This window comes from Paraburkholderia sp. GV068, from assembly GCF_003058125.1.
GTDB lineage: Bacteria > Pseudomonadota > Gammaproteobacteria > Burkholderiales > Burkholderiaceae > Paraburkholderia > Paraburkholderia graminis.
On sequence record NZ_QBUB01000025.1, the window covers coordinates 14,958 to 38,716 of the forward strand.

A 23,759-nucleotide genomic window follows, 5' to 3' on the forward strand; every position below is an offset into this window, starting at 1 on the left:
CGTCGCATGCGTTGCGACGGCGGGCGTCAATTTCGTAGTCATTGCGGGGAGCAAGGCGTCTCTTGGGAACGCCGTTATGTGATGCGGGTCATGCGGTGCCGGTTACGGTGCATCACAGCGATGCAAACGCGGCCCGGCACATGACGATCAATACGCGAAACTGATTGGCGTGCCGCCGCGCGGATGCGCAACCGTGCCCATCGGCACGCCGTAAATTGCGCCAAGCATCTCTTCTTCGATCAGCTCGTGCGCGCTGCCGCTCGCAAGCAGGCGGCCGCCCTTCAGCGCGATCAGGTCGTCGCAGAAACGCGCTGCCATGTTGACGTCGTGCAACACGACGACCACGCCGAGACCGCGCTGCTGACTCAGCGTACGCACGAGGTCGAGCACTTCCAGTTGATGCGCGATGTCGAGCGCCGAGATCGGCTCGTCGAGCAGCAGGCACTGGCTGTCCTGCGCGACCAGCATCGCGATCCACGCGCGTTGCCGTTCGCCGCCCGACAGACTGTCCACTGCACGGTCCGCGAAACGCGTGATGTCCGTCAACTCCATCGCCTCATGAACCTTCTCGCCGTCGACGCCGGTAAAGCGGCCAAGCGCGCCGTGCCACGGATAGCGGCCGAGCGCGACGAGTTCGCGCACCGTCATGCCGCTCGCCGCGGGCTGCTGCTGCGGCAAATACGCCACCTGGCGCGCGAACTCGCGGTTCTCCCACTCGCGCAACGGACGGCCCGCGAAACGCAGCGTGCCCGCACTCGGCGACTGTTGACGCGCGAGCAGCTTCAGCAGCGTCGATTTGCCCGAGCCGTTGTGGCCGATCAGACCGCACACGCGGCCCTTCGGCAGCGTGAGCGCAAGCGGATGCAACAGCACGCGTTCGCCGATGCGAAACGACACGCCGTCGAGTTCGTACATCGGCTCGCCATGCGCGAGCTGCGCGGACGCGGAAATAACGGACGGATTGGCATTCATGAGCGGTGAATCCTGATCAGTGATAAGCGGACGCGAGACTCGCGGCATGCGCGGCGCCCGAGCCGTCTTCGACGATCTGGCCGAAATCGAGCTTGATAAAGCGCTCGGCGAGATGGAAGTAACGGTCGTCGTGCGTGATGACGAGCACGGTCTTGCCCTTGGCCTTCAGTTCCGGCAGCAGGCGCTTGTAGAAGACGTCCTTGAAAAGCGGGTCCTGGTCCGCGGCCCATTCGTCGAACACATAGAACGGCCGGTCTTCCAGATACGCGACGACGAGCGCGAGCCGCTTGCGCTGCCCTTGCGACAGATCGAGCGTCGAGAACTTGCCGTCCTTCACGCTGACCTTGTGATCCAGTTGCAGATCGGCGAGCAGTTGTTGCGCGAGCGCATCGAGTCCGTCGGCGTGCATGCCGAGCAGCGTGTCGAACAGAAAGAAGTCGCTGAATACGACCGAGAAATGTTGACGGTAGGCGTCGCGCCGCGCTTCGTCGACGGGCTCGCCGTTCAGCAGCACGCTGCCGCTTTCCGGCACATAAAGTCCGACCAGCATTTTCGCGAGCGTCGTCTTGCCGCCGCCGTTGCCGCCGATCAGATACACGAGTTCGCCCGGACGGAACGTGAGGTCGATCGGTCCCAGCGTGAACACCTCGTTTTCTTTTTCCCGGAAGTAGCGATGCGTGGCGCCGTCGAGCGCAATGCTTTCGAACGATGCCGCGACAGACGGCTCGAGCATCACCTCGCGCGGCAGTTCGGCATTGACCTGCTCGATGCGTTCCAGTGCGACGCGCGCCGAACTCAGGCTCGGCATCGCGGCGAGGACGGCTTCGATCGGCATGATCATGTAGACGAACACGATCGCGTAGCCCGACATCACATGCGGATCGACGCGGATGTAGCGCGCGAACACGAAGAGCGTCAGGCCGATGAACGCGAACAGAATGAAGTTGCCCCAGCTCGACGCCGCCGCGTACAACATGTAGCCGCGCGTGCGCTGCACGCGCACCGCTTCGACGTTGCTCGCGAGCGTGTCTTCGACGAACGCGTGCTTGCGGGCGCGATGCAGCTTCAGTTCCTTCGCGCCGTCAAAGAGCGCGCGGAAGTGCTTGACCAGATCGTCCTCGCGCTTGCGCGACGCGCGCAGATGAAACATCGCGCGGCTATGCGCGTAGCGAAAACCCGTCATGCCGAGCACGATCGTCACGATCGCGACGATGAGAATCGGCCACGACATATAGCCGAGATACGCAAGGCAGCCGACGATCACCGCGCTTTGCATCGCGAGCGAAGGCAGGCTCACGAAAAACACGACGATGGTATCGAGGTCCTGCGTGAGCACCGCGAGCGATTTCGCCGCGCCCTGCTTTTCCAGATGCGCAAACGCGGCGTCGCCGATGCGACGAATCGTACGCATGCGCAGCGTCGCCTTCGCCTGCTGACCGAGCCACATGAAGAGCGACTGCGCGAGCGCGCGCATCGCGAGCACGCCGAGGCCCACCGCGAGAAACTGCAAGCCGAGCCGCGCGAGGCCATCGGGCGTCGCGACCAGCGCCTGGTTGATGAGGGCGAGCAGCGCGGCATTGCCGAGGCCGCCGAGCACGCTCGCGATCAGCGCGACGGCGATCATCCAGCGCGATTTGCTGACCAGTTGCAAAAGTACGGACATGAAGCTCCTTTCGTCGCGGCGTCAATGCAAGGGGCCGCGTCAGTTATCGGCGCCCCGCGCATCGTCCCGATGCGCGAAGGCTTTTTCGTGTTCGTTACGCGCGCCGTGCGCGGGCACATGACGGCGCGCCTGCGCCGAATGTGCCGCGGCCTGCGCGCGGCGCTTCAAAAACGGACAGCGCTCCTCGATGGGCGCGTTTGCGTCGTCCAGAAAGTACTGCTTCCATTCGAGGTTGCCCGGATCGCCGTAAAAGCCGAGATCGGGATGCGCGGGAATGTCGTCCCATGTTTCCAGACGCTTGCGCACCTGATTGCGTGCCTCACGGCCAATCACCTTGTTCGTGATGGTATCGACAAATACCGAACGCGGCTGGAACAGCAGCACCATTCCAGGACCTAAATTACGGCTATGGCGCGCGCGAAACGACGGACACGCGCACACCACGAACATCTGCACACCCGCATATGAAAACTCCCACGCTTCATCCATCGGGTCCGGCTGCTGGTCTGCCGCCGGGTCCGGGTCGATGTCGTGCAACCGCTGCAGAATGCCCCAGAAAAGCGTTCGATATGCATCGTGCGAAAGCGGCTCCGGGTCTGGCTCGAAGAATACCGCGATGTTATTTCTCCTGTACTCCGGCCGCACCGCGAGCTCCGCGAAAGTTTGCATCGTCGCGGGCAGATCGCGCAGATCGCGGCCGTTCACGAACGAATAGAACATCTCGCCGCGCCGCTCCGCCATCGTGCCGAAAAAGCACGGATACGCCGGATCGAGGACCTGCTCGCGCAGCGTCGCATATGAAGCGTCCAGCCACGCGGGCGCGGACACCGCGGCGCCCGTCGCTCTGCCGGCAATGATCCGGCTCTTCCAGTCGCTGACCTCGAATCGATCGGCCTCTCCGACAGCACTGTTGCCTGCTTGCATCGTTCGCTCTCTCTTCCTGACCCACTGTTGTGCGCGCCGAGCGCGCGAGGCATCCCGGACCGCGTGGCCGGGACGTCGATACTGTCGTGGGGAAGAGGCACCTCTGTTGTCGATCTTCGCCGTGGGCGCCTGCATGGTGCTGCGGTTTTCTTCTTGTTTGTATTCGCTTACGTCGTGGCCGTCGCCGGTTCGTCGAGTTCGGCGACGAGGGCCTCGATCCACGCATCGGGAATGATCGGCTGGTGATACGTGCATTCGTTCGACACCACCGTCGAGCCATGCAGACGTCCATCGGGAATCAGCACCATGTCGCCTTTGTGCATTGCGTGCTGCATGCCGACGTTGCCCCAGAAGAGCATGTCGCCCTCCTCGATCGTGACGAGGCGATGATCGTTGTGCACGTGCGTCGTCGAACACATTTCGTGCGGTTCGACGAACGTCTCGCGGTCGATGCCCGGGCACTCGGTGTCGATGCGCGCGCTGATGCGATGCGCGAACGCAACGTACTCGCGAATCGATGCAAGCCAGCGCAACTGCTCGCCGAGATCCCAGCGACCACGTGCGGCAAGCCGCTCGCCCGCGACGATGCCTTGCACATACTGCGCACGCGCCGCCGCACCGAAATTATCGGCCACGCGCCGCAATGCTCGCGCGCAGCGCTGTTCGAGCGCGCTTTTCAATGCTTCGGCATCCGTATGATTTCGGCCAGCCGGCTGCAAGTGCGCGCAGGCGCGTTCGAGCGCGAGACCGAAGGCGAGCCATTCGGCTTCGGCCGCGAATGCCGCGCCGATCAGTCCGAACGCGCGATCCGGCCGACGCGCGAGCGCGTACAACAGGTTGCATTTCGCGGTGCTGGTCGGCAGATAGAACTGCCAGTACGCGTGCTGTCGACGCGTCACGCCGCTCGCCGACGCGACGCGTTCGAACAGCGCGTCGTCAGGCGTTTCGCGATGAAGGCTGGGCCGCTCGTCGGGCGGGAGCATGTCGAAGAAGCCGCTTGCGCCGGCGCGCGCGAGCGCGCGGCGCTTGGAGACCGCGAGCGCCCAGCGCTGAACCATGATGAAGCGCAGCCCTTCTTCGAGGTAGTCGTTGCGCATGAGCCGCGCGAAGGTGTCGCTCCAGAACGCAAGCTCGTCGTCGACAATGCGCGTGATGCGCGCGCTCGCAGCGCCGATATCTTCGCTCGTGTTGACGTCTTTCGTCAGGTATTCGAATGCGTACGCTTCGAGAAACGGCGCGATCTGCGCGCCCAGTTCGCGTTTGTCTTCGCTATAGAAATCGGTGAAGCGTTGCCAGTCGGCAGGCTCCGCGCTCAGCGGCGGACGCGCGAGATCGAGCTCATAGATCGACATCAGCGTGCGCCCGGACGCGAGCGCCGGAAGACGGCTCACGTTGTGCTCGCGCACCGGCTTCATGAACTTGAGGAACTCGAAGTCCTCGGGACGCAACGGGCGGCGATGGAAATCGTCGTCGAGCAGCAACTCGTCGACCGTCGCGCTGCGAAACGGCTGCGCCGCCGCGAACTGCTTGATGAGCGCGACGTAGCGCTCGCTGTGGCCAACGAACGGCGAGAAATCGAAGATCGGCAGCGAAGCCTGGCTCATGGTCATTCGGTCCTTATCCGGGTTGCCTCAAACTGCGAGTGTTGGTTGCTGGGCGTTTCGCGCGAGCGAGTCACGCGAGGGCCCGGTGCAACGGTTGCGTCGTCGTGTTGGCGGGCTGCGGCGTTTGTGCGGTTTGCGGCTGGTGTGTTCCTTGCGCTTCTTGCATTCGTTGCGCGAGCGACTCGGCGACCGCTGCAAGTACCACGTCGCGCGCCGTGTCGATGAAAAAATGCCCGCCGTCGAACCAGTGCACCTGGCATGGGCCGCGCGTCTGTTGTGCCCACGCATCGACGTCTGTGCTGTTGGCCGTGGCGGGATCGTCGCGGCCGACGAATACGTCGATCGGACAGTCCAGCGCCGCGCCGCCAGCCGACGTGCCGGCGTGCGCCATCGTATGCGTCGTCATACGCGTCGGATGCGTGCCGCACAAATGAAAATCGGCGCGCAGCAGCGGCAACATGAAGTCGACGAAATCCGCGTCGTCGAGCAGTTCGGCCGGCGTGCCGCCGCGCTCGCGCAGGCATGCAATCATTTCGTCATGCGAACAATCGAGCCAATGCGTTTCGTGTTTGCGGCGCGCCGGCGAGATGGTTGCCGATGCACCGAACCAGACGGGCGCCGGCTTGCCCCGCTCGCGCAGCGCATGCATGAGTTCCAGTCCGACGAGCGAACCCATGCTGTGGCCGAACAACGCGAATGGAGCGCCGCCATCGACGAGCGCGAGCAGTTCGTCCGCGAGTTGCGCGACGAGCGCTGGCCATTCGGTATGCGGCGCTACGGAGCGGCGCATGCCGTGACCCGGCAGCTCGAGTGTGCGCACCTGCACGAACGATGGCAGCCGATGCTGCCAGTCCCGATACAGCGCCACGCTGCCGCCGGCATGCGCGAGACAGACGAGCGTCAGCGTGGTGGGCGCGTCGTGCATCTCAGGCACATTCGGCATGCGATTCGGCGAGCTCATCGGTTCAATGCTCGCGCATCACGAGTTGGTCACGCGGTCGGCCGCTGCGCTCTCGGCCATCGCCTTGCGCAAGCTCAGCGGACGCATATCCGTCCAGACTTCGTCGATCCATTGCAGGCATTCGTCCTTTCTGCCGGACTTGCCCGCTTCGCGCCAGCCGGCGGGAATGGCCTTGTAGTCAGGCCAGATCGAATACTGTTCTTCATCATTTACAACGACAACGAAATTGCTGTTTTCGTCACCCCAGCTCATCGCGGCTCCTTGCTGAACGAAGTTGTGTACGTCTGGTTGATCGGGTGAAGGCATCGGCTGCCCTTCTGTGCCTTCAACATCAAAGCACTGCTGCTTCACTTCGATCGACGGCTTATCCGTTTCGCATTTAAATGCGAATCATTTGCATTTAAATTTACTCGTCGGCCGCTGTGAATGTCAAGGCCGGCGACGTCCTGCTTTTGGTCGCCGTTCTCGCAGCCTCACGCAAACGTGTGCGGCTGCGGAAAAGGAGCTTAAGCCAAAACGTTTCATCAGACAAGCAAATAAGAATCATTTGCATTGTCATGCGTTTGTCGCCATCATCGGCGAGATTGGAAACTCGAGGCACTCGTCATGGACAACTCGCAAAGCGGCAACGTGGACGACACCGCGTCACGGGCGCGGCACGCTTTTTTCGACACCCTGCTCTCGCGTCAGTCGCACTGGCCGCTCGCCGAGCCAAGGCCCAGCGAGACGGAGCTGGGTCTCATCTTCGATGCCGCGATGCGAGCGCCGGATCATGGCTCGCTGCGTCCGTGGCGCTTTGCACTGATACGCGACGACGCGCGGGCCGAGTTTGGCGATGTGCTCGTCGATGTCGCGGCGCGTCGCGAGCCTGCGAAGCCTCGCGCGGAGTTGGAGCATCGGCGGCAGCTTGCGTACACGGCGCCGCTTATCATCGTGATCGCCGCGGCGCCTTGCGCGGACTCGCATGTGCCGGAAACGGAGCAACTGCTGTCGGTCGGCGCGGCCGCGATGAATATGCTCAACGCGATTCACGCGCTCGGCTACGGCGGCTTCTGGGCGACGGGCGCCGACGCCTACGATCCGAATCTGCGGGCCGCGCTCGACTTTGAGCCGTCCGAGCGCGTGCTGGGATTTATTTTCGTTGGGACACCGAAATCTCGTGAGCCTTCGGCGGTGCGGGTGTCGCATTCTCTTTATGTGCGTGAGTGGTTGGGGCGTGCGTCGATTTGAGGTGGCGAGGGGAAGCGTGGAGGAGCGTCGGTGAGGGCTGCGGGCCTGTTTAAAGAGGAGCAGCGGCAATGTAGTCCGTATACGTCTTCGCGCGACCGGAGGGGGCAGGCGGTGCGCTTCATCGGGACAGACGAAAACGTTGCGTGCAGCGGCAATCTTGCCGCCGCGTTTTCTACTGTGAGCGTGCGAGGATCGTCCGAGCAGCCGGCATCGCCGGTTATCACGTGGCAGTCACAATGAGCGGATCGAACGATCGGCAGCAGAGTGCGGGTCGTAGCGTGGGAATTGGATTTGACGCAAAAAAGCCCACGAAAAATCATGGGCTTAATTGGTTTCCTGGGGAGAGAGGGTCCGCATACGACGAGTATCCATGAGTTTGCAAGAGTCTTTATGTCGGCCTGAAACCACCGCCCGGTAAGGCTTTTTGGTGTGCTTGAGTTTGCGTCAGTGTGGTACCATCTGCTCAACAAGTGTGGGTAGAAACGTGGGTAGCTCAACGAGGCGGAACAATGGCGCGACCAATTAAGAAGCTGTCGGCAACCAAGGTTCGACAGGAAAAAACACCTGGCTACTATAGCGACGGCGGAGGCCTGTATTTGCAGGTCAGTCCTAGTGGCTCGAAATCCTGGATCTTTCGATACGCCAGGAACAAGAAGTCGCACGAAATCGGGCTGGGGGCTTATCTGAATGTCTCGCTGGAATCAGCCAGGGAAAAAGCAGAGGGGATGCGGCGGGCGTTGGGGAATGGCGATGATCCGTTGGCCATGCGCCAGTCAGAGCGTGCCAAGATCGCGGCGAAAATGACTTTCACGGAGTGTTCGGACGCTTACATTGAGGCGCACCGACACGGATGGAAGAACGAAAAGCACGCGGAACAATGGACCAACACACTGGCAACGTATGCAGCCCCGTTTATTGGCAAGAAGGACATTGCCCTGGTTGACACGCACGACATCACGCGAGTGCTAGAGCCGATCTGGACGACAAAGAACGAAACGGCTTCTCGCGTTCGCGGCAGACTAGAAAAAGTGCTGGCATGGGCGACTACTCGCGGCCTGCGTAGTGGAGAAAACCCGGCTCGATGGAAGGGCCATCTAGACACTCTGCTCGCAAAGCCAAGCGCGGTGCAGAAAGGCGAACATCACGCGGCGCTGCCCTATGGCGACATTGGCACGTTCATGGACGATCTTCGCGGCATGCAGGGTGTGGCGGCTCGCGCGCTGGAATTCTGCATTCTCAACGCATCCCGAACGGCTGAAATTATCGGCGCACAGTGGAGCGAGATCGACCTAGATGCCAAACTGTGGACTGTTCCAGCGGAGCGCATGAAGATGAAGAAGGAACACCGCGTGCCGCTAAGCAAGCGCGCTGTTGCGATCTTGAAGGAGATGCAAGCGGCGCGCCATGGCGACTTCGTGTTTCCCGGTATGCGTGAAGGGACCGGCCTTTCTAACATGACCTTGCTGGCGGTGTTGAAACGCATGGAGCGCCAGAACCTAACCGTGCATGGGTTCCGCTCGACGTTCCGCGATTGGGCCGCCGAATGCACCAACTTCCCGCGCGAACTGGCGGAAAAGGCTCTCGCCCATGCCGTTCGCAGCGAGGTCGAGGCAGCCTACCAGCGAGGCGATTTGCTCGCGAAGCGCGGAAAGATGATGGAAGCTTGGGCCGCATACTGTGCGAAGAAACGCCAAGACGGCAACGTGATACCGATTCAACGCCAAGCCTAACGCCCAGTACTAAGCCCGTTTAAACGGGCTTTTTTGTATCCATGTGCGGGCTGAGAAACCCTCATGTGGAATGCAAAAACCCCCACGTGGAGAATGTCTGCATCGGTCTTCAAAATCCGACACACACCAACGAAACTTCGGGTACACACGATGCAAACACACCAGCAACCGACGAAGATTATCCGCATTGCCACCGTGCTTGATCGGACCGGCCTATCAAAGCCGTTCATCTATCAAATGATCCGGCGCGGTGAATTTCCAGCGTCTATTCGATTGGCGCCACGCTACGCCGGGTGGGTCGAACAGGAAGTGAATGATTGGCTCGATCAGCGTATCGCGGCCGCCCGTGGTCGATAAAAAAGGGAGCACCACGACCATGGCACTCCCTCAAGAAAAGCAAGCTACCGTCGAAAATTTTAAAGCGTGGGCTGCTGCGACACAAGCGCGACGACAAGCGCTGGAAGCAGCTATCCGCGATGATGCGCGAGAGAACGTTGTTCGATTCACGACGCGGGAAATGCGAAAAGGCTATTCCCTGGATGAAGCTGGCGATATGTTTCTGAAAATCGCTAGGTCGGCCCCGCGTCGCCCGGAAGCGTTTATCCAGGCTGCCCGCGAAACACTAGCCGAAATGGGCTGGACCCCGAAGCGGGAGCGCGCATGACCGATAAGGCAGTAACGGGCGCAGTCGTGACCAATCCGTGGCTGGCGTTTCAGCGCCTCGCTGCCGCTGGGGTCAACGTGCATCCGAACGGACGCGGCGAACCGATTGGAACCGTCTCTAACGTCCGTGAGGTACTGGAAAGGCATCCGCGCTTCACCGGCCGCTTCTGGAACGATACGTTTCACCAACAAGTTTTTACGACATGGGATTGCGAGAAGCCGCGACGCTGGACCGACGTGGACCGCATCGCAATCGCGGATGTGCTGCAAGGCGAAATGGGGTTGGTGAAATTCACGCCCGATATGGTGGAACAGGCTGTGATGGTCCTGGCGATGAAGCACCAACGCGACGAATTGCACGCCTGGCTGAGATCGCTTCGCTGGGATGCTGTGCCGCGTTTGGATTCATGGCTGACGCAGGCGGCCGGTGCGCGGCACGACGAATACCATAACGCCGTCGCACGAAACTTCCTCATCTCTATGGTTGCTCGCGGCATCGCGCCGGGTTGCAAGGTGGACACTATGCCCGTGTTCGAAGGCAGCCAGGGCAAAGGCAAATCGACACTGCTAGCGACGCTGGGCGGCCCGTTCTACGCGGAGCTTACCGACTCCCTAGACAGCAAAGATTTCTTCGTGTCCATCCAAGGCAAATGGCTGGTTGAGATTGCCGAACTGGACGCGTTTCGAAAGTCGGATATTACGCGCATCAAGCAGGTCCTTAGCTCACAAACTGATAGATTCCGGCCGCCATATGCCAAGCATTCCATCGACGCTCCCAGGCGAACCGTATTCGCAGGCACGACGAACGAAAGCGACTATCTGCGCGACGCAACGGGCGCGCGTCGATTCTGGCCGGTAGCTGTCGGCAAGATCGACATCGAATGGCTCGCGCGTAACCGCGAACAGCTATTCGCAGAAGCCGTGGAGCGCTACACGGACCGGGCGACTTGGTGGGAAGTACCCGAGCAGGCGCACCGCGAGCAAGCCGAAGAACGGCGCGAGGATGACGCTTGGGAACCGGCAATCTCCGATTACTGCTTGGGACGCAGAGAAATTGTCGTGTCCGATCTGCTGCGCGACGCCATCGCGCTGGAAATCGCCAAGCAGGGAAAGGCCGAGCAAATGCGCGCGGGAAAAATTCTTCGCGCGCTGGGGTGGGAGCGCAGAACCACCCGAAAGGGAAGCCGACTTGTCAAATCGTGGCTTAGAGTCGCACCCGAAACCGCCACACCTTTTTGACCTATACCCGCTTCGGCGGGTTTTTTTGTTCCCAGCTTGTTACCGGCTTCGCGGCGAGGTGGTAACGCGGAAACCCGTGCCGTATATAGGCTGTTACCTCGTTACCTCTGTTACCACCTCAAATCAAAGAAAAATCAAACTTGAGTAAGTAGGGGTAGAAGATCAGATTGATTGTTTTTGCGGTAACAGTGGCAACACTTCGCGCAGACCAATACCAGCAAGCATTGCGGCGTAACCACCCAATTCCCCAAGGCGGATACGCGGTAACGTGCCAATCCAAAGAATGCGTTTAAACGCATTAAAATCGAGAATTACATAAGATAGAAAAATACAATGACGTCTAGAAAATGTTTCCATAAGAAAACAAATTTGAGAATTTACTCATCAAATTCAACTAGTTACGAATTCAGCACGCGGCTTTGTTTCCATTAATCAACGTTGCAGGCAATTGCGCGCCATCTTAGTATTCGCGTCATCAATTAATGTCTAGAGTACTTCAAATGTCAGAAAGACTTAGCGACGTGGTTCTGGCTGCCTTAACGCAGCAGGTAGCCGGTGAAATGGAACACGTTCTGGTTAGCCGGATTCACGCGATGGGGATTGCAACCGTAACGGTCGGACTGAATACCGACTCCGCGAATGAGTTGCGCCGTGTGGTGCGTCGGATTATCGGAGAAACTGCTCTTCAATATCGCGCTGCGGTGGGGAGCGACGATGCAAACGCCTGATGTCACGAAGAAATATTTGGCTGCTCGTGATGCGCTGGGCAGGCGGCACATGCAAATGCTGCGTGAGGTTGAACGCGGTGACGTCTCCGCCTGGATGACATGCGGATGCATCGTGGCTGCGGAGGCCTTCGCCAACGGATTGAGCGCATGGGACCGCCGCGCAGATGGGATTGTCAGGCCGCGCAGCATTGCGCCGACCGAAGGCAACGGCTTTGCGTACGCGCTGACTCGACGCGGCGTAACAGCATAGCCGGTGCATTGAAGCGACAGCGCGCCGCCTAGACCCTCCCCCCTACATGGGTCCTTCCTGAGGGGGTGACGGCACGGGGTCCAAGGCACCGCCTGAATAAATTTCTGAGAGGGTTCTAAAACCTCACGCTACGACTATGTTCGATATACGAACATTTTGATTCGACAGCCGAAAGCGACTTTCCAGAAGTAGTTCCCGACGCACTTTAACCAACAAGGACCGCCACGATGCACGACGCTACAAACCACGCGATGAACGACCACAGCCCCGCATATGCTTGTACGGCAGAAAGGATGGCCATGCTGTTTGGCATCCCCGCGCAAAACGTTGAGTTGTATGCACGCAATGGCATGCTTCCCAGCCTGGCTGACGGGAAACATGATTGTGTATGGCTTCTCAACCTCGCAATCGGCCAACAAATCACCGCTGGCCAAAATGCATCGTTGCCTGTTACCGCCACTGTCGTGCTGGGCTGGCTGGATTCCATCGGGGATGATCTTGAAGACGATGACGTTCGCGCCTTCATTGCAGTATTCGAGCGCAACGGCTTCACTCGCAGCGATTTCAATTCTGCTCTAGATGCAGCGCTTTACTTCTGCGATTCCCGACAGGCATTGCGGTAGGCGCAAGCAAAACCCCCATGTGTAGTTAGTGCGCAGAAGTCTGAATAATGCAGATGAACGCGCACTTGTTCGGATTCCTACTCATTTGTTAAACCAAAAATGCCCACACAAAACAAGCTTTCAGACCTTTTCGACTTTGCCCGCAACGCGCCAGGCGATAAGCCGTTGTTTAACCAGAATGGCGACGTGCGCGCCGTCATTCCGGGCAGCCCGTCCGTGCGCGGCACTATCGACCTGAACAGTGACGAGCTGCCGAAAATTCAGGCCGCAGATGGCACGCTGAAGCGCCCGCCGAACGGCAGGCCCGCAGTGGAAAACCTGCGCATCGACGCAGCAATCGTGCGCCAGTCGCTGGTGGCACAGGCTGGCGCCGAAATCATTATTTACAAAGACCCCACCGAAGCCGTTTCGACAGGCGTATTGGGCGACGTAGTGATGATGAGCAAACAGGCTTACTTCGAAACGTTCGAAGCTGCGCCGTTTGCCCTTGTTGCGGACGGCTCGGAAGTGGCCGCCACGCCGCTGCCGATCAAGCGCGCTGCCATTCATCTGGACGCAGCAGGCGGCCCGCAAACCAATACGGCCATTTATGGCCTGCGGTTCGAGTTCAGCCGGGCCACCCTGAAAGGCTACCCGTCGATTGAAGACTCGATCATGCACGCCATTGCTCAAGGCCTGGCGCGCACGACGGATGCCGTACTGACGGGCGCAATCATCGCAGCGAATCCCGCCGCGTTTAGCCTGGCTGACGCTGCCGCCGCAGGTGTTCGCATGAGGGAGCTGCGGGCACTGGTCGGTACGGCTGGCCACGGCGCCGCAATCGACAACAACGGCGTGTTGCGCGCTGCTGGCATTGCTGCCGAACTGACGCCCGATATGGCTGCCACCATCGTGGGTTCGTTTGCACGTTCGGCCGTGATGATTCGCAGCGACGTGGACGTGATCGTGGACCGTACCAACATCGACGGTTCGCTGGCCGTGACGGCATGGGCTGCCCTTCAGTCGCTGCTGCCGGATACGACGCGTTTCTGGACGGTGCAGGCATGAGCGGCGGAATTCATGCCTATCTCAAAAAGATGGCGCGCCTGACCGGTCGGAAGAAATCGCCAAAACTGGTTAAAAAATCGGCGCCCATCATGCTGCCGCAGGAAGTCCAGCACGCGGTGGACAGCGCTAGATATATGGCGCGCACTCCGACCCAAAACGGCCCGCGCGTGATCGTTTCCATGGTCGGATTGGGGCGGCTGGTCGTGCAGGATACGACCGATCTGGAAGCGCGGATTTTGCGGGCATGGCCAGAACTGGACCCGGCACAGGTGGCCCGCGTGATACGCGCCATCAATGTAGGGGTTGCCAATGAGCTTGCGCAGCCCGGCTTAGGTTTCAGGTTGCCGGATTCTGCAAAGCCCTGGATGGAACGGTTTAAAGATTGAAAGGCGCTGTCAACATGCAAACAAACACTTTTGAAGCAACGGCAACCAAAGGCCGCTTTACCGTGGTGGCTGAAGCTGAATTGATGAAGCACATCGAACAGCACAGGCAGCGAGTGCAGCAGCAAACGGGTGTGCGGCTGTCACTGAGCCAAGCCGCCACCGGCCTGCTGCGCCGTGGACTCGAAGTAGCGCAATAGTTTTCCTCCCGGGTTGCCGTGTTGGCCGAGCGGTAGTGTGACGGGCAAATCACACTGATTCGGCTGTTTTCGTTCCGCGCTGGCCCCGACGCCGGAAGTATCGGGGCAATCACAACGACAATCAGTGTCGTGCATTTCCGGTGTCTCGCTATATACTTAAAGCATGAAACTGGACGCCGAAGCGCTGTACGTCAATCTAGGCACTCTCGTCGCGACGATGCCTGATTTGAGCGCGAACGGTCCCATCGCTCCAGAAACGTATCAATGGATGGGGCGAGCGTCCGCGTTGATAGAGCAGTGCGCGCCACTTGCAGACACCATTGCTTTCAATTTCGCGATGCAAAATTTGGACGCTGCTTCTCGGGAGCGCCACGCACGAACCATCGCCGCCGTTTTACACCGAGCATTGGCGCGCGCGGAACTGGCGGCACCCGCCGAAACCCAAGGCGCATTCATCACTGTGGGAGAGCAATTCTCCGCAATATCGGCAGTTTCAAAAATACTTGGCAATGCCCGCGACGACGTACTGATCGTGGACGCTTATGCGGATGCAACTATCCTCACGGATTTTGCCGTGTTGGCGCCGGAGACAGCGACCATTCGCGTCCTCGGCGACGAACACTCTGTTAAGCCAAGTCTACGGCCAGCGGCGACGAGATGGGCCGCGCAGTACAAGGCCGTTCGGCCGCTAGACGTGCGGCTCGCGCCCGCCCGGGCTTTGCATGATCGTCTGATTGTGACCGACGGCGGCTCGGTCTGGATTTTTACGCAATCGCTCAAAGACTTCGCTGGGCGCGCGCCCGCATCGATAGTTAAGGTGCCCGTTGATATCGCTGCAATGAAGGTAGCGGCTTATGATGCGATCTGGCAAGACGCGACTCCACTGTGACATTCGCACCGCTCAACGGGCAAAAATTTACAATTCAGTGATCGCCGAGATGCATGGTCTGCCGCAGTTATGTCCCGGCACCCTCACTTATCTTGAACGAATCATCGAATTGCAAAAAGACGCACTTTATCGCGGGGGAAATTGACGCATATTCGACTGCTTTTTTGCGCAGAGCGGAACTAAGTCCGTCGGTAAACGGCATCGACACGAATGCTATCGTGAAGGTGGCATAGGACTTAGATGTAACCTCCATCGTGCAGTCCAGAAAGAGACCGAGGAGATTTGTTTCCATCCCTCGCATGTCGTCGTATACGCAATGAATACCACGTGCCTTGGCTTCGTCGCGGAGTATAAATTCCGGGAATCGACCGAAACGCGTATCGACGGTTTCGTCTGGAAGGCGCTGATCTTGGACCCAAGCCAGCACGGCTTGGCGCACGACGCTCGGTACGTCCTGTCCCGTCGTGGAATACATGCTGCGCCGGTTTTTCCGCGACTTGGCGAATCGTGAAACGTAAGAGTGACTCACTCCGGAATTCATCAGGCGCAATACGCTCAACAGTTCGATCGGTTCGTCGGCACCAGAGGATGCCTCCGACACTTGCGCGACATCTTGTGCAGCTACTTCTCTGACCTCTGTTACGGAAGATTCGTCGATTTCTGCATTCAAAAATCGACGTGCGTGGACAAGAAACTGGTCCACGGCATACATCCAAAACGCCTCTACTCCCGCCTCTCGCCGTATTTCCTGTATGAGTTGTGGCTGCGGTCCGAGAGTTTTACCGGATTCTCTTAGCCACCAATCCTCTTTCTTGTCGTTGGTAACAAAAATAACCTTTCTCAAGCTACTGTTTTTAGCATGAGCAATCACCTGACGCCACACGATCAAGTCGCCATATTCTGATGGATACTCGATACCATCATGAAAAAATTTGGCGTCGGCGGGATTTCGGCCTTTCGCAGCATCCTTGAAACCGGGTGGAATTTTTCTCTCATATCGAGCCTCCCCATCGGAAACGAACGCATTTACAGCGGCCTGATTTTCTGGAGGTGGCCCCACGTTGTCGCCCAGAATCGTCTCCAATCGCTCGCGAACCTCGTCGTCGTGGCTGATTGCCAACTGCCGCGATTTTCCCGCGCTCACGGCGCTCCTAATCTCCTGGATGGCACCCTTCAGTGACTCACGCAGAGGCGCAGTGTCAATGCCCAATCCACGGCGGTCCAATTCCAGTTTCTCCACTGCCTGGACGAGCTTCGACTCGGCCGCATCCAGTTGCTCCACAGTCTCCTCGAACTTCGCGTTCTCACCGGCGATAACCGACACTCGGTTTCGCTGAAACTCCAAAGCAACGTTGAAAGGTATCCACAAGCGGTCGGCAATGCTCTCCAAGACTTTGAAAAGGTCATCACGAGCTTGTTGCGGGTAGCGGTACAAACTTAGCAGAACGTTGGCGTCCAGTACGAAAACGGCCTCACGCCAAAGACCAACAAGATCGTCAGAGGTGGGTTGATAGAATCCCGCAAATGCCTTGCGCATACCGCTCCACTCCGATGTTTCACTAGAACAATGCCGCAGCCTGGCCAAAAGTCAGTGACGAGCCGCCGCGCTCAATGTGGGTAAAAACGTGGGTAGATCTGCCTCGAAAACAAAAAAGCCCACGAAATCATGGGCTTAGTTGGCTTCCTGGCGGAGAGAGGGGGATTCGAACCCCCGATAGGCTATTAACCTATACACGCTTTCCAGGCGTGCGACTTAAACCGCTCATCCATCTCTCCGCGGGGAGCCGAATTATAGCAAACTTCGGGCCGTCCGCCAGACCCTTTGCGAGAATCGCGTTTGACCAGCGCATAGGCCGACGGCGCATCGCATCCTGCACCGAGCCGGCGTGAAAAAAATGATCGTCAAATACGCGCACCGCAATATCGGCGGCAGCGCCGTTCTCATCGACGAGCAAAATAAAACTACCGGGGAACCGTTCGCGAACCGCACGCTGGACCAAATAACGGCAAACATCCCAAAAACATGAGCGCCGGGCAATCTGCTAGCGTTACGTCATCACGAGCGACGAGGCTGACGATGGGTGGAACTGAACTAAAGACAGATTCGTTTCAACGCTGGCTGATGTACAGCAAGGATGCCTACGCGAGCGGGCGCATCTTTCTTTCCACCGAGCAGAAAGAGGCAGTTGAAGAAGGCAAGAAGTTCTCCCAACGCGCATATGCCGATATATGGGCAAAGGACGCCGCGCTCGTTGGGCGGGTCCGCGCTTTTCTCGGGACGAATTTCCATTGGCACCAGCGGCTGGCAAAGAATGGCGCTGACCTCGAGGTCATAGAAACATTGCAGTCCATGATTCGCGGCGAGAGTGTTGTTCTGATTGCCGAGCAATCGCGCACAGGCGGCGCGGGCGGCAATCCGTCACCGAAGCCCCAAGGGCTTCCCGACTTCCGCAGCTCGTTAATGAACGATTGCGGAATGTCCTACGATGCGGCGACGGCTTACATTGACCGCTATAACGACATGGTGGACCGGATAAATGCGGGTGCAGCCCGCAATGCGAATGCGGCCCCTTCGTCACTGGCCGACGCCAGGAGCAATCTCACGGACACTGCTACGCCGCTAAGTGATGCACAGCCGTTCGAGTACGAAGCAGACACAACGACCGGCGATTCCTTCGAGATAGCGAAAACGCCGAACCTGGGTGATGCTGGTTGGTACACGAATCCCGGTTCAGGGCAAATGCGTCTATTCGGCGATGACCGAAAGCCGATAGTCGATCTGGACTTTGATCACATTCATAACGGGCTGCAGCCTCATGCCCATAACTGGGGACCTGGGGGACGCGATTCGGGCAATGATGTCGTTCCCTTCAGCCCCTGGAACCCCTAACGAGAAGCCACGATGCAACAATACCCCTCATTTCACGATTGGTTTCTCGTCGGAGTCGCAGTCGAAGCCGACACGAAAACCGTTGTGGTCGTCTTGCGCAGTGACGACAAATCCAATCAAGCGCAGCTGGTATTCGCGGGCGCGTCGCGCTGTCTGGCGAATGGCTTTGCCGCACAGAACATCGTCTATCAATTGAAGATTCTCGAGGACTTCGATTCCGCCGAATACAAATCGGCAGTCACTGCGCTGGAGGAGGCGCACCCGTGGGGCAGCCACTGGCCGCGAAAAAAAATTGCCTCGTTTTCGAGTTCGGTCGGCGCGGAAGTACTGGTTGAATATCTCACCCTGACGGTGACTCAAGAACCGCTTCCCGCCACGTGAACGATACCGCGCGCAGTTCCACTTCGGGCCGTCCCCGCTGCCGCAACGCCCCCCCTACGGATGCCGAATATAATCCACCAACGCCCTCGTATAAGCATCCGGCTTCCGATCAAAAAGACTCACACCCACCGCCACCAGAAAACCCGCCGGTACGCCGAACACGCCCGAGCTGATCGGCTCGATGCCGAACCAGCGCGGTCCCGCGAAGCCCGTCATCTGCGCGAAGAACGGATACGTCGACACGATGTAGTAGATGCACACGAGCAGCCCCGCCAGCATGCCGGCCACGGCGCCGAGGCGCGTCGTGCGCTTCCAGAACACGCCGAGCACGAGCACCGGAAACAGGCTCGATGCCGCGAGCGAAAACGCCGCGCCGACCAGAAAGAGAATGTTGCCGGTATTCAACGACGCCACATACGACGCAAACAGCGCCACGCCCAACAGCAGGATCTTCGAAATCGTCACACGCCGCTGACTCGACGCGCCCGGGTCGACCATGTGGTAATACACGTCGTGCGATAAAGCATTGGCGATCGTGAGCAGCAAACCGTCGGCTGTCGAGAGCGCCGCGGCCAGCGCGCCCGCAGCAATCAGCCCGGACATCACATACGGCAAGCCCGCGATCTCCGGCGCGGCCAGCACCACCATGTCGGGCTGCATCTGAATTTCGCTCCATCGCACGATGCCGTCGCCGTTGGTGTCGGCGAGACTGATCAGCGTCGGCTCGACCTTGCGCCATTGCGTGAGCCATTGCGGCAAATCGGCGAAGTGATGACCGACGAGATTCGTCAACATCTCATACTTGATCAGCACCGCGAGCACCGGCACGGTCACGTAGAAAAGCGCCACAAAAAACAGCGTCCAGCCGACCGAGCGACGCGCCGACGCCACCGACGTCGTCGTGTTATAGCGCGTCAGAATATGCGGCAGACTTGCCGTGCCGAGCGACAGACACAGCAGCAGTGAAAGAAAATTGCGCTCGTGCATGCGCCGGTCTTCGTCGCTTGCTGTGGGAAACGGCTCGTGCATCGGCAGCGGCGCGGCCGCGCGCATCAGCATGTCATCACGCTGCTGAGTCCACACGACCTGCGCGGCGGCGGCATCGCGTGGAAACTGCTCGAGCGCTTTTTCGCGCTCCTTGATTTCGCGCAGCGGACCATTGCGCCGCCGCAAATCGGCCACCTGCTGCGTGAGCCGCAGTTTCTCCTCGACGAACGAATGCGGCAGCATGTCGAGCCGCTGCTGCATCAATGCGGCACGGCGTCGATAGTCGTCGCGCACGGTCTGCTCGAGCGGCTCGTCGCGCACCTGCTTCTCGAGACTCTCCATGCGCTCCATCAACCGGCCGTAACTCAATTGAGGCACCCAGCCGAGTCCGTCCTTGTGCGCGATCATCGAAACAGGAATCAGGATCGCGGCGATCAGAATGATGTACTGCGCAACCTGCGTCCACGTCACCGCGCGCATGCCGCCGAGAAACGAGCACACGAGAATGCCCGCGAGTCCGCAGAAAATCCCGACGGCGAAGTCGACGCCGATGAAGCGCGTCGCAATCAGACCGACGCCCTGGATCTGCGCGACGAGATAGACGAACGAACACAGAATCGCGGACAACGCCGCGAGCCCGCGCACCGCATTGCTCGAAAAACGCGTGCCGAGGAAATCGGGAATCGTATAGCGCGCGAGCTTGCGCACGTACGGCGCGAGCAGAAACGCGACGAGGCAATAGCCGCCGGTCCAGCCCATCAGGTAAGCGAGGCCGTCGTAGCCCGTCGCGTAGATCGAGCCGGCGAGCCCGATGAACGACGCCGCCGACAGCCAGTCGGCCGCGGTCGCCATGCCGTTGAACGCCGACGGCACGCGCCGCCCGGCAACGTAGTATTCGACGAGATCGGACGTGCGCGACAGCAAGCCGATCACCGCATACACGGCAATCGGCACGAACAGAAACACGTAGCCGATCCACATGCCCGGACCGGTTGTGCGCTCGATGCGCCACATCACATAGATGAACAGCAGGAAGCCGAGCGTATAGAACGCGTATGCGCGGATCAGCCGGTTCGTGAGCTTCATCGGCTTAGAGTCCGCGCGTGCCGGAATCGGCGGCAATGCGGTTCGCAGCGGCGTCCGTTGTGTGATTTATAGCCTGATTTACAGCGCTATTCTCGACGTCGTTCGCATCGGCAACAGCAGCGGCAGCAGCATCGGCATCCGCAAGAAACGCGCGCTGCAACCGGCGATCCGCGCGCTGCATCGACAGGATATAGACGACGATCAACGCCAGGTAGATCAGGATCGCGCCTTGTGCGCCGAAGTAAAACGGCAAGCTGAAGCCGGCGATCCGCACATGCGCGAGCATCGGCGCGGCGAGCGGCAACAGGAACGACACCGCGAAGCCAACGCTCATCAACGCGGCGATCAACGTGACGTTAAAGCGCCAATACTTTTGATGCGCGCGCGCCAACGCCTCCGACACCGCAGGCGGTTCGGGCGGGGGATTGTGCGTGGCATGAGAGGTGGAGTGCGGCGCGGCCATGCGCCTATGTATCAAAAAGGCACCGCGCAGGCAATCGGGATTGTCCGCGCGATGCCGGATCGCGGATCGCCGATCGCGGAACGCGGCATCGGGCGAGAGGCGCATCGATCGACACGCCTCCGCCCTTCATAGGCGCCGGAATGATCCCAGCGTGATCCCAGCGCGAGCAGAGCAGCCTTACAGCGACTCGCCGAGCTGATCGAGAATCGCCGGGTTCTCCAACGTGGACACGTCCTGCGTGATCGCCTCGCCCTTCGCAAGCGAGCGCAACAGACGGCGCATGATCTTGCCCGAACGCGTCTTCGGCAGGTTCTCGCCGAAGCGGATGTCCTTCGGCTTCGCGATCGGACCGATTTCCTTGCCGACCCAGTTGCGCAGTTCATTGGCGAGCTTCACCGCCTCTTCGCCTTCCGGGCGCGCGCGCTTCAGCACGACGAACGCGCACACCGCTTCGCCCGTCGTTGCATCGGGACGTCCCACGACCGCCGCTTCAGCGACGATCGGATTCGACACCAGCGCCGATTCGATCTCCATCGTGCCGAGACGGTGACCGGACACGTTGAGCACGTCGTCGATGCGGCCCATGATCGTGAAGTAGCCGGTCTCCTTGTCGCGCACCGCCCCGTCGCCGGCGAGATACAGCCTGCCGCCGAGTTCCTCGGGGAAATAGCTCTTCTTGTAGCGGTCCGGATCGCCCCACACATTGCGCAACATCGAAGGCCACGGCCGCTTCACGACGAGAATGCCGCCCTGCCCGTTCGGCACGTCCTGACCCGTTTCGTCGACGACCGCCGCCATGATGCCCGGCAACGGCAGCGTGCATGAACCGGGTACGAGCGGCGTGGCGCCTGGCAGCGGCGTGATCATGTGACCGCCGGTTTCGGTCTGCCACCACGTATCGACAATCGGGCAACGGCCGCCGCCGACGTTCTCGTGATACCACACCCACGCTTCCGGATTGATCGGCTCGCCAACGGTGCCGATGATGCGCAGCGTGGACAGGTCGTAGCTTTTCGGATGCACTTTCTGGTCCGCTTCGGCGGCCTTGATCAGCGAGCGGATCGCGGTCGGCGCCGTATAAAAAAGCGTCACCTTGTGCTTCGCGATCATGTCCCAGAAGCGGCCGGCATTCGGATAAGTCGGCACGCCTTCGAACACGACCTGCGTGCCGCCGAGCGTCAGCGGACCATACGTGATGTAGCTATGGCCCGTGATCCAGCCGATGTCCGCGGTACACCAGAACACGTCGTTGGCCTTCCAGTCGAAGGTCCACTTCATGGTTTGCGCGGCCCACAGCAGATAGCCGCCGGTGCTGTGCTGCACGCCCTTCGGCTTGCCCGTCGAACCGGACGTGTAGAGGATGAAAAGCGGATGTTCCGCGCCCACCCACTCGGGCGCGCATTGATCGGACTCGGCTTGCATGAGTTCATGCATCCACAGATCGCGGGCTTCGTCCCATGCGATCTTGCCGCCCGTGCGCTTGTAGACGATCACGCTCTTCACCGCGTCGCAACCGCCCATTGCAAGCGCTTCGTCGGCGATATTTTTCAGCGGCAGCGCCTTGCCGCCGCGCATCTGTTCGTCCGATGTCACGAGCGCGACCGCGCCCACGTCGACGAGACGTTCGTTGAGCGACTTCGACGAGAAGCCGCCGAACACCACCGAGTGCGTCGCGCCGATACGCGCGCAAGCCTGCATCGCGACAATGCCTTCGATCGACATCGGCATATAGATGACCACGCGGTCGCCCTTCTTCACGCCGCGCTTTTTCAGCGCGTTCGCAAAGCGCGATACACGTTGCAGCAGATCCTGATAGGTGACGTTGGTGACGGTGCCGTCGTCGGCTTCGAACACGATCGCGACGCGCTCGCCGTTGCCCGCTTCCACATGACGGTCGATGCTGTTGTACGACGCGTTGAGCTGACCGTCTTCGAACCACGTGTAGAACGGCGCGTTCGATTCGTCGAGCACCTTCGTAAAGGGCTTGTTCCAGCTTAGCGTCTCGCGAGCAAGACGCCCCCAGAAGCCCTCGTAATCCCGCTCCGCCTCGGCGGTCAGCGCATGGTAAGCGTCCATGCCGGAGATCGTGGCGCCGGCCGCTGCTTGCGCGGATGGCGGGAAAACACGGCGTTCCTGAAGAACCGATTCAATCGCAGACATCGACAACCCCTTGGTGAAGATGAAAACCTGTGCCGGCGCACGTTCGTGCGCCATGTCATGTAGACGCCGCAATCGAAGCACGATTGCGGCGCGCTGTCTCCCGCCCTCGCGCGAGCGACCCGCGATGGATCGCCGCGCCGCGGCCGGCCCGCCTCTCCTTCACTCGTACGGCAATGCAGCACGAATGGAGGCGAGGCCGCGTCCGCTCTCATGTTGAACCATAAGCGGTGCAACTTACCAGCCACTTACGCGAGCCGCATCGGCGTGCCCGCAAAAACCCTTATGCGATTCGTACGACGCTTTGCACAAAAAGCGCATGCTGTTGACGCTTGTTCGCGCAACGAGGCGCTTACGGGGGGCCCACTTAACCTCGCGGTCAAGCGGCTAACACAATGCTAACTGAACTAGCCGCCCGCATTCCAGTTCGAATCGCGCGTCTCAGGATGACGCGCCGCCGCCCTGCCCGCCGCACCGCAGCAAGTCCGGCCGACGCTGTACAATAGCGCGCGCTGATACGAGCGCCGCGGCTCACATCTTGTTGTGCGCCCGCGCCGCGCCGTCCGCGCCTCGCTTTGCGTGCCGACCCGCGCGCGTGACCCGCACGCTGGCCCGGCGCATTTGGTTCACGTTCCGTCACCTGCGTTAGATCCGACTCTTGCCTATGTCCGCTTCGCGACCCGACTCCG

The 23,759-nt window shown here is 60.1% G+C and carries 25 protein-coding genes and 1 tRNA gene; 14 read left to right on the plus strand and 12 right to left on the minus strand.

Annotation, left to right across the window (positions count from 1 at the left end; all coding sequences use genetic code 11):
• Positions 1-147: 147 nt before the first annotated feature.
• The 6 genes from C8K18_RS30950 to C8K18_RS30975 form a co-directional block, all read right to left on the minus strand.
• A complete protein-coding gene (locus C8K18_RS30950; RefSeq protein ID WP_029972050.1) occupies positions 148-972 on the minus strand; it encodes an ATP-binding cassette domain-containing protein in 825 nt (274 codons plus the stop codon).
• A 16-nt stretch (positions 973-988) separates the two neighbouring features.
• Positions 989-2,635, minus strand: coding sequence for a cyclic peptide export ABC transporter (locus C8K18_RS30955; protein WP_107710855.1), 1,647 nt, complete (start codon positions 2,633-2,635; stop codon positions 989-991).
• Between the two features lie 39 nt (positions 2,636-2,674).
• Complete coding sequence (locus C8K18_RS30960; protein ID WP_107710856.1) at positions 2,675-3,559, minus strand: YqcI/YcgG family protein; 885 nt, start codon at positions 3,557-3,559, stop codon at positions 2,675-2,677.
• A gap of 167 nt (positions 3,560-3,726) precedes the next feature.
• On the minus strand, positions 3,727-5,163 hold the full coding sequence (locus C8K18_RS30965; protein WP_107710857.1) for a peptide synthetase: 1,437 nt from the start codon (positions 5,161-5,163) through the stop codon (positions 3,727-3,729).
• A gap of 70 nt (positions 5,164-5,233) precedes the next feature.
• Complete coding sequence (locus tag C8K18_RS30970; protein ID WP_107710858.1) at positions 5,234-6,124, minus strand: thioesterase II family protein; 891 nt, start codon at positions 6,122-6,124, stop codon at positions 5,234-5,236.
• A gap of 18 nt (positions 6,125-6,142) precedes the next feature.
• The gene (locus C8K18_RS30975; RefSeq protein WP_107710859.1) at positions 6,143-6,376 is read right to left on the minus strand and encodes an MbtH family NRPS accessory protein; all 234 of its coding nucleotides are present in this window, start codon (positions 6,374-6,376) and stop codon (positions 6,143-6,145) included.
• 354 nt (positions 6,377-6,730) lie between these two features.
• Between C8K18_RS30975 and C8K18_RS30980 the strand changes: the two genes are divergently transcribed.
• From C8K18_RS30980 to C8K18_RS30995, 5 genes are all read left to right on the plus strand, one after another.
• Positions 6,731-7,354, plus strand: coding sequence for a nitroreductase (locus C8K18_RS30980; protein WP_107710860.1), 624 nt, complete (start codon positions 6,731-6,733; stop codon positions 7,352-7,354).
• Between the two features lie 509 nt (positions 7,355-7,863).
• Positions 7,864-9,084, plus strand: coding sequence for a site-specific integrase (locus C8K18_RS30985; protein WP_107710861.1), 1,221 nt, complete (start codon positions 7,864-7,866; stop codon positions 9,082-9,084).
• Positions 9,085-9,234: 150 nt separating this feature from the next.
• On the plus strand, positions 9,235-9,441 hold the full coding sequence (locus C8K18_RS34200) for an AlpA family phage regulatory protein (protein ID WP_107710862.1): 207 nt from the start codon (positions 9,235-9,237) through the stop codon (positions 9,439-9,441).
• Positions 9,398-9,748 carry a hypothetical protein gene (locus C8K18_RS33135; protein ID WP_132384641.1) on the plus strand — a complete coding sequence of 117 codons (351 nt, stop codon included), beginning with the start codon at positions 9,398-9,400 and terminating at the stop codon, positions 9,746-9,748. The genes C8K18_RS34200 and C8K18_RS33135 overlap by 44 nt, the downstream gene beginning before the upstream one ends.
• Complete coding sequence (locus C8K18_RS30995) at positions 9,745-10,986, plus strand: virulence-associated E family protein (protein WP_107710863.1); 1,242 nt, start codon at positions 9,745-9,747, stop codon at positions 10,984-10,986. The genes C8K18_RS33135 and C8K18_RS30995 overlap by 4 nt, the downstream gene beginning before the upstream one ends.
• 536 nt (positions 10,987-11,522) lie before the next feature.
• Here the strand turns inward: C8K18_RS30995 and C8K18_RS33435 are convergent.
• Positions 11,523-11,675: a hypothetical protein gene (locus C8K18_RS33435; protein WP_165919886.1), complete on the minus strand. Its 153-nt coding sequence runs from the start codon at positions 11,673-11,675 to the stop codon at positions 11,523-11,525.
• Positions 11,676-11,700: 25 nt separating this feature from the next.
• On the opposite strand from C8K18_RS33435, the gene C8K18_RS31000 reads away from it, so the two are divergent.
• From C8K18_RS31000 to C8K18_RS31025, 6 genes are all read left to right on the plus strand, one after another.
• On the plus strand, positions 11,701-11,964 hold the full coding sequence (locus C8K18_RS31000) for a hypothetical protein (protein ID WP_132384642.1): 264 nt from the start codon (positions 11,701-11,703) through the stop codon (positions 11,962-11,964).
• A gap of 227 nt (positions 11,965-12,191) precedes the next feature.
• Positions 12,192-12,587 carry a hypothetical protein gene (locus tag C8K18_RS31005; RefSeq protein ID WP_107710865.1) on the plus strand — a complete coding sequence of 132 codons (396 nt, stop codon included), beginning with the start codon at positions 12,192-12,194 and terminating at the stop codon, positions 12,585-12,587.
• A 99-nt stretch (positions 12,588-12,686) separates the two neighbouring features.
• Positions 12,687-13,634 carry a hypothetical protein gene (locus C8K18_RS31010; protein WP_107710866.1) on the plus strand — a complete coding sequence of 316 codons (948 nt, stop codon included), beginning with the start codon at positions 12,687-12,689 and terminating at the stop codon, positions 13,632-13,634.
• Positions 13,631-14,020, plus strand: coding sequence for a hypothetical protein (locus C8K18_RS31015; RefSeq protein ID WP_107710867.1), 390 nt, complete (start codon positions 13,631-13,633; stop codon positions 14,018-14,020). Before C8K18_RS31010 ends, C8K18_RS31015 begins: the two co-directional genes overlap by 4 nt.
• A gap of 14 nt (positions 14,021-14,034) precedes the next feature.
• Entirely contained in the window at positions 14,035-14,217 is a 183-nt protein-coding gene (locus C8K18_RS31020) for a hypothetical protein (RefSeq protein WP_132384643.1), read from the plus strand.
• A 163-nt stretch (positions 14,218-14,380) separates the two neighbouring features.
• Positions 14,381-15,106, plus strand: a complete 726-nt coding sequence (locus tag C8K18_RS31025) for a hypothetical protein (RefSeq protein WP_107710869.1) — start codon at positions 14,381-14,383, stop codon at positions 15,104-15,106.
• Positions 15,107-15,173: 67 nt separating this feature from the next.
• On the opposite strand, the gene C8K18_RS31030 is transcribed toward C8K18_RS31025, so the two are convergent.
• Both C8K18_RS31030 and C8K18_RS31035 read right to left on the minus strand, forming a co-directional pair.
• Positions 15,174-16,643, minus strand: a complete 1,470-nt coding sequence (locus tag C8K18_RS31030; protein ID WP_107710870.1) for a PIN-like domain-containing protein — start codon at positions 16,641-16,643, stop codon at positions 15,174-15,176.
• 148 nt (positions 16,644-16,791) lie between these two features.
• Positions 16,792-16,882 (minus strand) — tRNA-Ser (locus tag C8K18_RS31035).
• A gap of 110 nt (positions 16,883-16,992) precedes the next feature.
• Here C8K18_RS31035 and C8K18_RS33440 point away from each other — a divergent pair.
• Genes C8K18_RS33440 through C8K18_RS31045 form a run of 3 tightly spaced genes read left to right on the plus strand, consistent with a single transcriptional unit; the run spans position 16,993 to position 18,377 of the window.
• The gene (locus C8K18_RS33440; protein ID WP_161966567.1) at positions 16,993-17,133 is read left to right on the plus strand and encodes a hypothetical protein; all 141 of its coding nucleotides are present in this window, start codon (positions 16,993-16,995) and stop codon (positions 17,131-17,133) included.
• 50 nt (positions 17,134-17,183) lie between these two features.
• Positions 17,184-17,996: a hypothetical protein gene (locus C8K18_RS31040; protein ID WP_107710871.1), complete on the plus strand. Its 813-nt coding sequence runs from the start codon at positions 17,184-17,186 to the stop codon at positions 17,994-17,996.
• 12 nt (positions 17,997-18,008) lie between these two features.
• Positions 18,009-18,377: a hypothetical protein gene (locus C8K18_RS31045; protein WP_107710872.1), complete on the plus strand. Its 369-nt coding sequence runs from the start codon at positions 18,009-18,011 to the stop codon at positions 18,375-18,377.
• A 54-nt stretch (positions 18,378-18,431) separates the two neighbouring features.
• Here C8K18_RS31045 and C8K18_RS31050 read toward each other — a convergent pair whose 3' ends face one another.
• The 3 genes from C8K18_RS31050 to acs all read right to left on the minus strand — a co-directional run bounded on the left by C8K18_RS31050 (position 18,432) and on the right by acs (position 23,073).
• Positions 18,432-20,450 (minus strand): sodium:solute symporter family protein, encoded by a 2,019-nt coding sequence (locus C8K18_RS31050; RefSeq protein WP_006051181.1) that lies wholly within the window; start codon positions 20,448-20,450, stop codon positions 18,432-18,434.
• Between the two features lie 4 nt (positions 20,451-20,454).
• The gene (locus C8K18_RS31055; RefSeq protein ID WP_107710882.1) at positions 20,455-20,913 is read right to left on the minus strand and encodes a DUF4212 domain-containing protein; all 459 of its coding nucleotides are present in this window, start codon (positions 20,911-20,913) and stop codon (positions 20,455-20,457) included.
• Between the two features lie 177 nt (positions 20,914-21,090).
• Positions 21,091-23,073, minus strand: a complete 1,983-nt coding sequence (gene acs, locus C8K18_RS31060) for an acetate--CoA ligase (RefSeq protein ID WP_053858991.1) — start codon at positions 23,071-23,073, stop codon at positions 21,091-21,093.
• Between the last annotated feature and the right edge of the window lie 686 nt (positions 23,074-23,759).